General features: G+C 62.6%; 9 protein-coding genes and 2 tRNA genes. 5 read left to right on the top strand and 6 right to left on the bottom strand.

Annotated elements, in window-relative coordinates:
* Together AC30QB_RS04305 and AC30QB_RS04300 are read left to right on the top strand one after the other, a co-directional pair.
* Window positions 1-691: sensor histidine kinase (locus tag AC30QB_RS04305; RefSeq protein WP_489544955.1), on the top strand; the 691-nt coding region annotated here is incomplete at its 5' end.
* A gap of 67 nt (window positions 692-758) precedes the next feature.
* Window positions 759-1,115, top strand: coding sequence for a SnoaL-like domain-containing protein (locus AC30QB_RS04300; protein ID WP_489544954.1), 357 nt, complete (start codon window positions 759-761; stop codon window positions 1,113-1,115).
* A gap of 155 nt (window positions 1,116-1,270) precedes the next feature.
* On the opposite strand, the gene rpoD is transcribed toward AC30QB_RS04300, so the two are convergent.
* From rpoD to argA, 5 genes are all read right to left on the bottom strand, one after another.
* Window positions 1,271-3,487, bottom strand: coding sequence for an RNA polymerase sigma factor RpoD (gene rpoD / locus AC30QB_RS04295; protein WP_489544953.1), 2,217 nt, complete (start codon window positions 3,485-3,487; stop codon window positions 1,271-1,273).
* Between the two features lie 268 nt (window positions 3,488-3,755).
* On the bottom strand, window positions 3,756-5,558 hold the full coding sequence (dnaG, locus tag AC30QB_RS04290) for a DNA primase (protein WP_489544952.1): 1,803 nt from the start codon (window positions 5,556-5,558) through the stop codon (window positions 3,756-3,758).
* Between the two features lie 69 nt (window positions 5,559-5,627).
* The gene (locus AC30QB_RS04285; RefSeq protein ID WP_489544951.1) at window positions 5,628-5,939 is read right to left on the bottom strand and encodes an H-NS histone family protein; all 312 of its coding nucleotides are present in this window, start codon (window positions 5,937-5,939) and stop codon (window positions 5,628-5,630) included.
* Window positions 5,940-6,061: 122 nt separating this feature from the next.
* Complete coding sequence (locus AC30QB_RS04280; RefSeq protein ID WP_489544950.1) at window positions 6,062-6,334, bottom strand: oxidative damage protection protein; 273 nt, start codon at window positions 6,332-6,334, stop codon at window positions 6,062-6,064.
* 47 nt (window positions 6,335-6,381) lie between these two features.
* On the bottom strand, window positions 6,382-7,722 hold the full coding sequence (argA, locus tag AC30QB_RS04275) for an amino-acid N-acetyltransferase (protein ID WP_489544949.1): 1,341 nt from the start codon (window positions 7,720-7,722) through the stop codon (window positions 6,382-6,384).
* 43 nt (window positions 7,723-7,765) lie between these two features.
* Here argA and hrpA point away from each other — a divergent pair, with 43 nt between their 5' ends.
* The 3 genes from hrpA to AC30QB_RS04260 all read left to right on the top strand — a co-directional run bounded on the left by hrpA (window position 7,766) and on the right by AC30QB_RS04260 (window position 11,817).
* Window positions 7,766-11,608 (top strand): ATP-dependent RNA helicase HrpA, encoded by a 3,843-nt coding sequence (hrpA, locus tag AC30QB_RS04270; protein ID WP_489544948.1) that lies wholly within the window; start codon window positions 7,766-7,768, stop codon window positions 11,606-11,608.
* Window positions 11,609-11,644: 36 nt separating this feature from the next.
* Window positions 11,645-11,721, top strand: a tRNA-Pro gene (locus AC30QB_RS04265).
* Window positions 11,722-11,740: 19 nt separating this feature from the next.
* Window positions 11,741-11,817 (top strand) — tRNA-Arg (locus AC30QB_RS04260).
* 36 nt (window positions 11,818-11,853) lie between these two features.
* Here AC30QB_RS04260 and AC30QB_RS04255 read toward each other — a convergent pair.
* Window positions 11,854-13,209 (bottom strand): serine/threonine-protein kinase, encoded by a 1,356-nt coding sequence (locus AC30QB_RS04255; RefSeq protein WP_489544947.1) that lies wholly within the window; start codon window positions 13,207-13,209, stop codon window positions 11,854-11,856.
* Window positions 13,210-13,284 lie beyond the last annotated feature (75 nt).

Here is a 13,284-nt window from a genome sequence, read left to right as displayed (position 1 = left end):
CAACACCATGGCCCACAGCATCCACCAGATGCTTGAAGCCAAGCGGGGGCTGTTGCTGGCGATCAGTCACGAGCTGCGCAGCCCGCTGACGCGAGCGCGCCTGAACACCGAGCTGCTGCCGGAGACACCTGATGTCGCAGCCCAGCGCAAGGCGCTGCTGCGCGACCTGGCGGAAATGCGGGACCTTGTCACGGACCTGCTGGAGAGCGAGCGGTTGGGGCAGGGCCATGCGGCGCTGCACCTGGAGCCCACGGACCTGGGTGACCTGGCGCGCGAAGTGGCCCTGCAGGTGGGAACGGGCGCGCAACCCGAGGTGCAGCTGGACATCGATCCGGGCCTGCCGCTGCTGGCACTGGATCGCACACGCATGCGCCTCCTGCTGCGCAACCTCCTCGAAAACGCGCTGCGCCACAGCGGCGGGGTGGCGCAACCGCTGAGGGTCAAGCTGCAAGCGGACGGGCAGGGTATCTTGTTGAAGGTACGCGACCACGGCCCGGGCGTCGACGAGGCGGCGCTGCCGCACCTTGCCGAAGCATTCTGGCGGCCGGATGCGGCGCGCGAGCGCGCTACCGGTGGCGTCGGCCTGGGCTTGTACCTTTGCCGGCTGGTTGCGCAAGCCCATGGCGGGCACCTGCGCTTCCGGAACGCAACTCCCGGTCTGGAGGTCGAACTCGTCCTGCCCGGCCGATAACGCTGCTGACACAACCACTGCATCAGGCTAGGCTATCCTGTGATGCCTTTCACTCAGGAGATTTCCCATGACAACCCAGGAAGTGGCCAAGGCCTTCACCCAGCTGTGCAAGGAAGGCAAATTCGAAGAGGCAGGCAAGCTCTACTGGTCCGACGACATCGTCTCGCGCGAACCCATGGAAGGCGACATGGCCGAAATCCGCGGTCGCGCCGGTGTCGAGAAAAAGGGCGAGTGGTGGTTCGCCAACCATGAAATCCACAAGGTCGAGGTGGGCGGCCCGTACGTGCACGGCAACCAGTTCGTGGTGCGCTTCACGATGGACGTCACGCCCAAGGGCCAGGCCCGCATGAGCATGGACGAGGTAGGGCTCTACACCGTCAAGAATGGCAAGGTGGTGGAAGAGACCTTCTTCTTCGGGGGCTGATTTCGCCCAGGGCCCTGGCGGCAAAGATGCCGGCACCAGGCTCGAAGCTCGCGTTCTGGGAGCGGGCGTTCAGAGAAACGCCGCTTTCGCCCTTTCGATGGACCCCTGCAAGAAAAAACGCCCCGAAGGGCGTTTCCAGTCAAGCCGCGTTGCGCTTAGAGCGTATCGATGAAGCTTCGCAGCTTGTCGCTGCGGCTCGGGTGCTTGAGCTTCCGCAGCGCCTTCGCCTCGATCTGGCGGATGCGCTCGCGCGTGACGTCGAACTGCTTGCCGACTTCCTCCAGTGTGTGGTCGGTGCTCATCTCGATGCCGAAACGCATGCGCAGCACCTTGGCTTCGCGCGGCGTCAGCGAGTCGAGAATGTCCTTCACAACATCGCGCAGGCCGGCCTGCATCGCTGCTTCGATAGGCGCCGTGTTGTTGGTGTCTTCGATGAAGTCACCCAGGTGCGAGTCGTCGTCGTCGCCGATGGGGGTTTCCATCGAGATCGGCTCCTTCGCGATCTTCATGATCTTTCGGATCTTGTCTTCCGGGATCTCCATCTTCTCGGCCAACGTGGGCGCATCAGGCTCGAAGCCGAACTCCTGCAAATGCTGGCGGCTCAACCGGTTCATTTTGTTGATCGTCTCGATCATGTGCACCGGTATGCGGATGGTGCGCGCCTGGTCGGCAATCGAGCGGGTGATGGCCTGGCGAATCCACCAGGTGGCGTAGGTCGAGAACTTGTAGCCGCGACGGTATTCGAACTTGTCGACCGCCTTCATCAGGCCGATGTTGCCTTCTTGAATCAGATCGAGGAACTGCAGGCCGCGGTTGGTGTATTTCTTGGCGATGGAGATGACGAGACGCAGATTGGCCTCGATCATTTCTTTCTTTGCGTCGCGCGAAGACTTCTCGCCTTCGTTCATGCGCTTGTTGATCTGCTTCAGGTCTTCGAGCGGCACGACAGCGCGAGCTTGCTGATCGGTCAGCTTCTTCTGCAACTCCTGAATGGCGGGCAGGTTGCGCGTCAGGATGGCGCTGTAGTTCTTGCCAGACGCCGCCTCTTTCTCAGCCCACTTCAGGTTGAGCAGGTTGGGCGGGAAGTGCTTGATGAAGTATTCCTGCGGCATGCCGCACTTGTCGACCAGGATCTTGCGCAACTCGCGCTCGTAGCGACGCACGTCATCCACTTGCGAACGCAAGATGCCGCACAGCTTCTCGATGGTCTTGACGGTGAAGCGGATGGTCATCAGCTCCTGGCTGATGGCGAGCTGCGACTTGCTATAGGAGGCAGACTGATAGCCATCCTTCTCGAACGACTTGCGCATCTTGTCGAAGTTGATCCGCAGGTTGGCGAACTTGGCCAGCGCCGCGGTCTTCAGCTCTTCGAGCTTCTTGGTGAGGGCCTTGCTGCCGCCGTTGCCATCGTCATCGTCTTCTTCATCGAAGAAGTCGACGTCTTCTTCGGCGACGTAGTCGTCGGCCTCGTCTACCGAGACGAAACCGTCGACGGATTCAGAGATCTGCATCTCGCCTGCGCCGATCTTGTCGGCGTAGACCAAGATTTCGGCGATGGTGGTCGGTGAGGCGCTGATGGCCAGCATCATGGCTTGCAGGCCACCCTCGATGCGTTTGGCGATCTCGATTTCGCCTTCGCGCGTGAGCAGCTCCACGGTGCCCATTTCGCGCATGTACATGCGCACCGGGTCGGTCGTGCGGCCGAATTCACTGTCCACCGTAGAGAGTGCAGCTTCTGCGGCTTCTTCGGCTTCTTCTTCGGTCGCGGTGGTGGTGCCACCACCGGCGATCAGCAGCGTGGCGGCGTCAGGCGCCTGCTCGTACACGGCAATGCCCATGTCGTTGAGCATCGACACGATGGCTTCGAGGATTTCGGCGTCGACCAGCTTTTCAGGCAAGTGGTCGTTGATTTCCTGGTGCGTCAGGAAGCCGCGCGTCTTGCCCATCTTGATGAGCGTCTTGAGCTCCTGGCGGCGTTTGGCGACTTCTTCTTCGGTGAGTGCGGTCTCGTCGAGGCCGAACTCGCGCATCAGCGCGCGTTCTTTCGCACGCGACACCTTCATGCGCAGCGGCTTGACCTTGGCGACCTTTTCTTCCCCGCCGGCTTCGGTTTCGACTTCTGGCTCGCCTTGCAAGTCGGCCTCGATGTCGGAGAAGTCCTCTTCAGGCACTTCTTCCTTCTTGGAGGCAGCGACGCCGGCCTTGGGCTTGCGACCCGGCTTGCCCTTGGCTTCAACGGCGGCCTTGGCCGCAGGCTTGGCAGCAGCAGCTGGCGTGGGTTTCTTCTTCTTGTCTTCGGCTTCGGCCTTGTGGGCCTTGGCGGGAGCAGCGGCTGGGGCTGCCTTGGCGGGAGCGCTCTTCTTCGCGGTCATGCAAATCCTCGAATGGTGGTGGGTCGGCGCCGAAACGGCGCGACAAGCCAATGCCGAACCCGATCAGTTCGTCACCGATCAAGTGGCAAGCGGGCAAGCTTGGGCGATCATTTGGAGTGCAGCCCTTGCGGGAAAGGGTGGCCTGTGAATCCGCAATGGGAACCCTGTATCAGAGGGTGGCCGGGGCCCGGAGGTGCTGCTGTCGCTCTTGCCGCGCTAACGTCAACCAAGGATTATATCGCCAGATGTACCGGATTACCAGTAAACATCAGGTTTTCAGCCGTTTTCGCGCGTCCATCAGTTCGCGGCTACGGCGCACGGCGTCGGGTGATTGCACACCCGATTCGAACAGCAGCTTCAGCTCTTCGTCGACCGCATTTAGCCGCAACTTCGCTATCACCAGTGAGAACTCGTGAGCAATGTCAGATTCGGGCTCAGGGTCGTGAAACTCAGCAATCCGCGACAACACCGCACTGCCCTCGTTCTCGGTCTCAGCATTCTTGCGCAGCTCGTCTTGCAGCGCTGCCGACCCTAGCGGGCCGAGTTCGTGCAAGCAGCGCTCGATACAGCCAAAAAAACTATCGTATGGCGCAGCCTGCGCGGCGAGCAGATCGTGCGTTTCGCCATCAAGTTGCGTCCACAGCTCACTGCGATGCAGCAGCAACCAGATCGCGCGATCCAACAAATTTGCGGCGCCTTTGCTGATGCGGCTTGCGCGCCGAATGGGCGGCCGGGCCGGCCCGGCCTCGCGCGCAACAGCGCGTGGAGCAGCGTGACTCCATTGGTGCATCAATTGCTCAGCATCGTCGCGCGCTGCAGCTGCGATATCGGCAAGCAGTTGGCGCTTCAGCGTGCCGTCGGGCAGCGCGCTCCATAAGGGTTTGGCGTTGGCGAGCATGTGGGCACGGCCTTCAGCCGTTGCGAGGTCACAGGCTTCGCCCGCTGCCTCGATCAACTGGCGCGACAACGGAACAGCCTTCGCGATGCACTCTTCGAATGTCGCGGCGCCAAATTCGCGCACGTAGGAATCCGGGTCGTGCTCCGTCGGCAAGAACAGGAAGCGGATGGTTCGGGTGTCACTTGCATGCGGCAAAGACGCCTCCAGCGCCCGCCCGGCGGCGCGGCGGCCAGCGGCATCGCCGTCGAAGCTGAACACCACCGAATCGGTGAATCGGAACAGCTTTTGCACGTGCTCGGCCGTGCATGCGGTGCCCAGCGTGGCCACCGCGTTGGGGAAGCCGAGCTGCGCCAGTGCCACGACGTCCATGTAGCCCTCGACGACCAGCACGTAGCCGCGCTGGCGCATCACTGCGCGGGCCTCGTGCAGGCCATACAGCTCGCGGCCCTTAATGAACACGGGCGTTTCGGGCGAGTTCAGGTACTTCGGTTCGCCTTTGTCGAGCACCCGCCCACCGAAGCCGATCACGTCGCCCTGTACCGAGCGGATGGGAAACATGATGCGGTCGCGAAAGCGGTCGTAACGCTTGCGATCGGCCTCGTTTTCTCCCGTGGTGATGACCAGTCCACTTTCTTCCAGCAGCGGGTCGTCGTAAGAGGGAAACACGCTGGCCAGGCCACGCCAGCCTTCTGGCGAGTAGCCCAGGCCGAAGGCGGCAGCGATCTCGCCGGTCAGGCCACGGCCCTTCAGGTAGTCGACCGCTCGCGGGCTGGCCTTGAGCTGCTTGCGGTAGTGCTCGGCGGCCTTGGCCAGCACGTCGCTGAGCGTGGCCTGGCGCTCCCGCAGCTCGGCGGCGCGCTCGCGCTCCTGCGGCGAGCGGTCGTCTTCGGGCACGGTCAGGCCCACTTGTTGGGCCAGGTCGCGCACGGCATCGAGAAAGCCCATGCCCGAGTGCTCCATCAGGAAGCCAATGGCATTGCCATGCACGCCGCAACCGAAGCAGTGGTAAGTCTGGCGGGTGGCGCTGACGATGAAGCTGGGGCTCTTTTCGCCGTGAAAGGGGCACAGCCCCTTGTGGTTGATGCCGGCCTTCTTGAGCTGGACATGGCGGCCAACGATCTCGACGATGTCGGCGCGGGAAAGGAGGTCTTGAACGAAGGAGGGCGGGATCACACTGTCAGTCTAACGAACGCACTCCAAGCAAAACGCCGCCCGAAGGCGGCGTTCAAGGGAGTAACAGGCTCAGATCGCGAAATCGCTGATTTTCTTGCCGGAGGCTAGGGCGGCTTTCAGCCACTTGGGTTGCAGGCCGCGCCCGCTCCAGGTGTCACCGGTGGCTGCGTTGCGGTACTTGGGCGCTACTTTGGAGCCTTTGGCGGCGCCGGCCTTGCCACCACCAGTGCTCTTGCCGGAAAGGTCGGCCACCGACAAACCATGTTCAGACATCAGCGATTTCACTTTGCTGATGGCCTCTTGCCGCTCGCGCTTTTGTGTGGCTTCGATTTCCTGCTCTAGAGCAGCTCGTTTCGCCAGCAAATCTTGAAGCGATGACATGTTGTTCCTCCTTGGGCTGCGAATATGCGGCAGGCACTGCCGCAAGCTGCATATTCTATGGCAAGGACTACACAATATGTCGTTGACTATTTCCTCAAAACATACTCTTACTCTGATTAACCTCAGGGTGTTGGGGGCACATAACCTGCGGGTTGCTCGGCACCTTCACCGAAGAAGAATCGTTCCATCTGGCGAGCAAGGTATTGGCGTGCGCGCTGGTCGGCCAGATTCAAGCGGTTTTCATTGACCAGCATGGTCTGGTGTTTCATCCAAAGCTGCCAGGCTTCCTTGCAGACCTCGTTGTAGATGCGTTTGCCCAGTTCGCCGGGATAAGGGGCGAAATCAAGGCCTTCGCCTTCCTTCTTGAGATGGATACATTGAACGGTGCGGGCCATGAGGTACTCCTTGGAAATGAATGGGGTGAGCTGCTTGCTGCAGTGCGTCAGGTGAGTTTTTTCACCAGCACCTGAGAACGCCTGTCCCAGTTGTATTTGCGTTTGCGGGCTTCGGGCAACCAATCGGGGTCGACTTGGGCGAAACCACGCTTTAAAAACCAGTGCATGGTTTGGGTGGTCAGCACGAAGATACTGTCGAGCCCACTCGCCTTGGCACGTTGCTCCACGCGTTTGAGAATGCGCTCGCCGTCACCCTGGCCTTGCACGTCGGGTGATACCGTCAGCGCAGACATTTCAGCCGTGCGTGATTCGGGGTAAGGGTAAAGCGCCGCGCAGCCGAAGATCACCCCGTCGTGCTCGATCACGGTGTAGTGGTCGATGTCGCGCTCGATCTCGGTTCGGTCGCGCTTGACCAGCGTGCCATTGCTCTCGAAGGGTTCGATCAGCTGCAAGATGCCGCCGATGTCGTCGGCCGTCGCCTCGCGCAGGCTTTCCAGCTTTTCGTCGACGATCATGGTGCCCACGCCATCGTGCGTGAACGACTCCATCAGCACCGAGCCATCCACTGAAAACGGCACGATGTGCACTCGCTCCACACCGGCCTCGCAGGCCTTGACGGCATGCTGCAGGTAAAACGCCGTGTCGGTGGGCTGCACCGGGTTGGGCAGGTTGGCGAGCAGCTTCTTGGCATCGGCCAGGGCAAGCTCGGTATCGATCTCGCTGTTGGGGTCGCTCGGGTCCAGCGGGATGCCTTTCACCTCGGTCACATAGATCAGCTTGTCGGCCTGCAAGGCATCGGCAGCGCTGGCGGCCACGTCTTCCATGCTGAGGTTGAAGGCTTCGCCAGTGGGCGAGAAACCGAAGGGTGACAACATCACGAGGGCGCCGAAATCGACCGCGCGGCGTATGCCTGCGGCGTCGATCTTGCGCACAAGGCCGGTGTGCTGGAAGTTCACGCCTTCGAGAATGCCGACCGGCCGTGCGGTGATGAAGTTGCCTGACACCACGCGAATTTGCGCATGCGCCATCGGCGTGTTGGGCAGGCCTTGAGAAAATGCGGCTTCGATCTCATAGCGCATCTGGCCTGCCGCTTCTTGTGCGCAATCGAGGGCGACGGTGTCGGTGATGCGCATGCCGTGGCTGAAGAGTGAGACGTGGCCCTTGAGCTTCAGTTGCTCTTCCACCTGCGGGCGAAAACCATGCACCAGCACGAGCTTGATGCCCATTGCGTGCAAGATCGCCAAGTCTTGCGCAAACGTGGCCAGCTTGCCCGCCGCCACCAGTTCGCCCGCGATCGCCACCACGAAAGTCTTGCCTCGGTGCGCATGGATATACGGCGCGACAGCGCGAAACCACGGTACGAACGTATGAGGGAAGACAAGACTCATGGCGGCTCTTTGAAATAATCAACGATTTTTGCACGAAGGCTCGATGACTTCTCCCCCGCGCCGCAGTGCGCCCCCGGTGGCTAACCCGATCCCGCCTATCACCTTCCCTGAATCGCTGCCCGTCTCAGGCCGGCGCGATGAAATCGCACGTGCCATTCAGGAGCACCAGGTCGTGATCGTCTGTGGCGAGACCGGATCGGGCAAAACAACGCAGCTGCCCAAGATTGCGCTGACGCTGGGCCGTGGCAGGGGCGCTGGTGGGCGAGGGCTGATCGGCCACACGCAGCCGCGGCGCATTGCTGCTTCCAGCGTGGCCAAGCGCATCGCTCAAGAGCTGAACACGCCTCTCGGCGAGCACGTGGGCTTCAAGGTGCGCTTTCAAGACCGGTTGTCGGCGGGCGCCAGCGTCAAGCTGATGACCGATGGCATCTTGCTCGCCGAGACGCAGAACGACCCACTGCTGAAGGCCTACGACACGATCATCATCGACGAGGCCCACGAGCGCAGCCTGAACATCGACTTCCTGCTCGGCTACCTGCGCCAGATATTGCCGCGGCGGCCCGACCTGAAGATCATCGTGACCTCGGCCACCATTGATGCCGACCGTTTTGCGCAGCATTTCGCATCACGCCACGGCCCGGCGCCTGTCATTCAAGTTTCGGGGCGGCTCTTTCCCGTCGAGCAGCGCTACCGGCCGTTTGAGGAAAGCCGCGAGTACGGGCTGAATGACGCCATTGGCGATGCCGTGGACGAACTCTGGCGCGAAGGCGCAGGTGATGTGCTGGTCTTCCTGCCAGGTGAGCGCGAGATTCGTGAGGCTGCTGACCATCTGCGCCGGCACCACCCGCCTGGCGTGGAAGTGGTGCCGCTCTTTGCGCGCCTGAGCCAGCAAGAGCAAGACATGGTTTTCGAGCCGCACAGCGCTCGCCGCGTCGTGCTCGCCACCAACGTGGCCGAGACTTCGCTCACCGTGCCAGGCATCCAGTACGTCGTCGATGCTGGCACGGCACGCGTCAAGCGCTACAGCTACCGCAACAAGGTCGAGCAACTGCAGATTGAGTCGGTGAGCCAGGCCGCGGCGAATCAACGCGCCGGCCGCTGCGGCCGGGTGAGCAACGGCATCTGCATCCGCCTTTACGACGAGAAGGACTACAACGAGCGCCCCAAGTTCACCGACCCCGAGATCCTGCGATCGTCACTGGCCGGTGTGATCTTGCGCATGAAGTCGCTTGGCCTGGGGCTGGTTGAAGACTTTCCCTTCCTCGAACCGCCCCCGCGCCGCGCCATTGCCGACGGCTACCAACTGCTCAACGAGCTGGGTGCTGTTGATGAGCAGAACGAGCTCACACCCATAGGCCGAGAGCTGGCCAAGCTGCCGCTGGACCCTCGCGTGGGCCGCATGATCCTGGAAGCGCGAGACCGCCAGGCGCTGGCCGAAGTGCTGGTGATCGCCTCGTCCCTCAGCGTGCAAGACGCGCGCGACCGCCCGATGGAGCACCAGCAAGCGGCCGACAATGCGCACAAGAAGTTCGACGACGAGAAGTCAGAGTTCATGGGCACGCTCAAGCTCTGGAAGTGGCTGGAAGACGCTAAGGGTGGCCACGGCGAACACAAGCTCTCGCACCGCAAGCAAGAGCAGCTGCTGCGCGAGAACTTCATCTCGCCGCGCCGAGTGCGTGAGTGGCGCGATATCTACTCGCAGCTGCATACCGTGATCGCCGAGCACGGCTGGCGCCTCAATGGCGCGCCCGCCACTTACGAGCAACTGCACTTGTCCATGCTGGCCGGCTTGCTGGGCAACATCGGTCTCAAGAGCGACGACGAAGACTGGTACCTGGGCGCACGCGGCATTCGCTACTACAAGCACCCCGGCACCCACCTCAGCAAGAAACCGGGCCGTTGGATCGTGGCGGCTGAGCTGGTTGAGACCACGCGGCTGTTTGGCCGCGGCATCGCGGGCATCGAGCCCCAGTGGCTGCCCGGCATCGCTGGCCACTTGATCAAGACCCAGCTGCTGGAGCCGCACTGGGAAAAAAAGGCCGCTGAGGTGATCGCATTGGAGCGAGCCACGCTTTACGGCATCGTCATCTACAGCAACCGTCGAGTGAACTTCGGCAATGTCGATGCCGCTGCGGCGCGTGAGATCTTCATACGCGAAGCCTTGGTCAATGGCGAGTGGGAAACCCGGCTGCCGTTTCTTGCCGCCAACCGCAAGCTGATCGCGCAGGTTGAAGAGCTGGAGCACAAGTCGCGCCGGCAAGACGTGTTGGTCGACGACGAGCTGATCTACGCCTTCTACGACCAGCAGCTGCCCGCCGACGTGTGCAGCGGCTACAGCCTGGAGCGGTGGTACCGCGACGAGCTGAAGCGCCAGCCCAACCTGCTGTTGCTGACGCGCGAAGAGCTGATGCGCCACGAAGCGGCTGGCATCACCACGGCGGCGTTTCCCAAGACTCTGCGCATGGGAGGTGTCGACTGCGCGGCCAACTACCTGCATGAGCCCGGCGACCCGAAGGACGGCGTGACCGTCACCGTGCCATTGTTTGCCCTCAACCAGGTGAACGACGAGCGCTGCGAGTGGCTGGTGCCCGGCATGCTGAAAGACAAGGTGCTGGCACTGGCCAAGAGCCTGCACCAGCGGCCCCGCTCGCGCCTTGTGCCGTTGCCCGACTATGCCGAAGCCTTCTTGGCCGACGTGAACCAGCGCAACGCCTTCGGTACCGGCCCGTTGATTGATGCGTTGCTGAAGAGTGTGCGCGACAAGACGCAAGTCGACGTGAAGCGCAATGACTTCAAGCTGGAGCAGTTGCCGCAGCATTTGTTCATGAACTTCCGCGTGGTTGACGAGCACGGCCGGCAGCTCGGTACCGGGCGCAACCTCGCCAGCCTCAAGGCCGAGCTGGGCAGCCAGGCGCGGTCGGCATTTCAAGCCTTGGCGGCGCTGCGGCCGGGCCTGCCTTCTGCACCCCCTGCGCCGGCGCCTTCAGCAAAAGTGTCGCAGGCGCAAACCACGGCCCCGGCAATCGCGGCGCCGGCCGAACAGCCCTACACCGACTGGACCTTCGGCGAGCTGCCCGAGCTGATGGAGGTGCGCCGCGGGAGTCAAACCCTCGTTGGCTTCCCGGCGCTCATCGACCGCGGCAGCCATGTGCTGATCGAGGTGTTTGATGAGCCCGATGTGGCGGCGAGCAAGCACCGCGCGGGCCTGCGCCGCCTGGTTGCGCTACAGATTCGCGACGCGCTCAAGTACCTTGAAAAGAACATCCCCGATCTGCAGAAAATGGCGATGCTCTACGCCTCACTGGGCACGTCCGACGAGCTGCGCGAACAGATCATCGACCTGGCACTCGACCGCGCCTTTCTGGCTGAGCCTTTGCCCACTGATGCCGCAGGCTTCCGCCGTCGCATGGAAGAAGGGCGAGGGCGCCTCACCCTGATCGCCAATGAGGTGGCCCGCAGCGCCTCAGTGGTGTTGACCGAGTACGCCGGTGCAGCGCGCAAGCTCAAGGACGCGCGCGCGCCCAAAGACGTGGCCGACGACATACAAGCCCAGCTGTCGCGCCTGTTGCCCAAGCGCTTTGTGATGAGCACCAGCTGGGCGCAGTTGGCCCACCTGCCGCGCTACCTGAAGGGCGTCACCATGCGCCTGGAGAAGCTGCGTGCCGACCCGGCACGCGATGGCGCACGCATGAGCGAGCTGAGGCCTCTGGAGCAGCGCTACCTGCGCCTCGTGGCCGAGCGCCGCGGCGTGCACGATGCGCGGCTCGATGAGTTTCACTGGCTGCTCGAAGAGCTGCGCATCAGCCTCTTTGCGCAGGAGCTGAGAACGCCTCAGCCGGTGAGCGTCAAACGCCTGGAGAAGACGTGGCAACAACTCAACGCCTGAAAGCAGCCATTTGCCCGGCTACAATGCGCGCTTGTTCGGGGTGTAGCGCAGCCTGGTAGCGCAACTGGTTTGGGACCAGTAGGTCGCGAGTTCGAATCCCGCCACCCCGACCATCCATCTTTTCTCCCCTCGCTGCCCGTAGCTCAACTGGATAGAGCACCAGCCTTCTAAGCTGGGGGTCGGGGGTTCGAGTCCCTCCGGGCAGGCCAGCTCAGTCCAGGTGGCCGGCTGCGACGCTCAACCGCTCAAGCGAAGAGCTGCCAGCCCAGCGCCCCGATGCATGCCAACACTATCGCCACCACGCCGAGCATCAGCTTGCGACGGCGCCAGCGATCGACCGGGATGCGTGGCATGGGGGTGTACGAAGCTCTGCCATAGCCCACGCCGGCCTGCGGCAATGAATCACCGGCATCCATCGCATCGAAAAGGCTGGTGCGCATAGGCGGCAGGGTGGGCTCGGCCTCTTCGGTCAACGTCGGCACGGGCGGGTTTTCAAATGGCTCGATGTCGATCTCTGAATCTCGTGACGGGCGTTCGAATCTGGCCAAGAGCTCAAGCACGCTCTCGGACGAGTTCAACGGGTACTCGCGCTGCGGGGGAGGTGGAGGCGCCGGGCGCTTGGACGGACGTGGCGCTTTGGCGCGGGCCGTGGGCGCCAAACTTGGCACCGCTTCTTCAGCCAACGCAGGCTGAGGTTTGATGCCGAACAGTGCACGCAACTCGGTGATGTCGCGTGGCCGATCTGCCGGCGCGAGAGCGAGTGTGGAGTCGATCGCAGTCAAGAAGTCGGGGTGGTAGCCAAGCGCCGAAGCGCTGTCTTTGAGCCGAGTGAGCACGTCGGCGAGCGGCTCATGACGGCGGTTCTTGCCTGAAACTGGTGCAGCCCAGTCGGCGCTGATGGCGTAGTGCAGCACCGCGACGACGGCATGCAAGTCGTCAACGGTCGTCTGCTGCAACTTTGCCGGGTCGGCGTAGGTGTCGAGGTGGGGCTCTCGCATGTCACTCAGCACGGCGTGGTGAACGGCGTCGAAGTCCATCAGCACCGGGACCCCACCTTCGGGCATGAAGATGTTGACGGGCTCGACCTGACCGTGTGACAGGCCGGCATCGCCCAGCGTGCCCAGTGCACCCAACAGGCTATCGAACAGCGCCTGCAACTGCGACTGGGTCAGAGGTTCCTTCGTGCTGGAGCGTGTGGTCAACAGGTTGCTGCCCACGAGGTGAGGCATCGCCCGGTAGGCCGTGCCATTGCCTTCCCAGACGCAGGTTACGCGCAGCAGGTTAGGCTGATCGAACTGCGAAAGGGTGAGGGCTTCGCTGGCGAATGCCTGCAGGCCTCGATCAAAGGCTTCTTCGTGCGAAGGGTCGAGCAGCTCGACTTGGCCTTCAGCATTGCGCGTGGCGAGGGCCGACGGCAAATATTCCTTGATTGCGACGGTGTGGCCTTCCACCGCATGCGTGGCAAGGTAAAGCACACCAAAGCTCGTGAGCCCCAGCACCTGGCTGATCTCGAAGTCTTCGAGCATGGCACCTGGGGAAAGCGCATGCGCAGAAGCCACGTGGAAGTGGCTTGGTGGCAGAAGAGGTTCGGACAGGTTCATCGCGTCAGGCAAAGCAACTCTGGCACCCAGACGGGCGAAAGTGTGTATTTTGCCGCGCTTCTGCGGCTTCCCGGC

The organism is Rhizobacter sp. (genome assembly GCF_046595475.1).
Taxonomy (GTDB): Bacteria; Pseudomonadota; Gammaproteobacteria; order Burkholderiales; family Burkholderiaceae_C; genus Rhizobacter.
The sequence above is the reverse complement of the archived record's forward strand: the minus strand, read 5'-3'. Positions and strand labels throughout refer to the sequence as shown.

Bases quoted from the DNA above. Each gene is read 5' to 3' on its own strand.
- AC30QB_RS04300 (WP_489544954.1), top strand. From the start codon at position 759: ATGACAACCCAGGAAGTGGCCAAGGCCTTCACCCAGCTGTGCAAGGAA.
- rpoD (WP_489544953.1), bottom strand. From the start codon at position 3,487: ATGACCGCGAAGAAGAGCGCTCCCGCCAAGGCAGCCCCAGCCGCTGCT.
- AC30QB_RS04285 (WP_489544951.1), bottom strand. From the start codon at position 5,939: ATGTCATCGCTTCAAGATTTGCTGGCGAAACGAGCTGCTCTAGAGCAG.
- AC30QB_RS04280 (WP_489544950.1), bottom strand. From the start codon at position 6,334: ATGGCCCGCACCGTTCAATGTATCCATCTCAAGAAGGAAGGCGAAGGC.
- argA (WP_489544949.1), bottom strand. From the start codon at position 7,722: ATGAGTCTTGTCTTCCCTCATACGTTCGTACCGTGGTTTCGCGCTGTC.
- hrpA (WP_489544948.1), top strand. From the start codon at position 7,766: ATGACTTCTCCCCCGCGCCGCAGTGCGCCCCCGGTGGCTAACCCGATC.
- AC30QB_RS04255 (WP_489544947.1), bottom strand. From the start codon at position 13,209: ATGAACCTGTCCGAACCTCTTCTGCCACCAAGCCACTTCCACGTGGCT.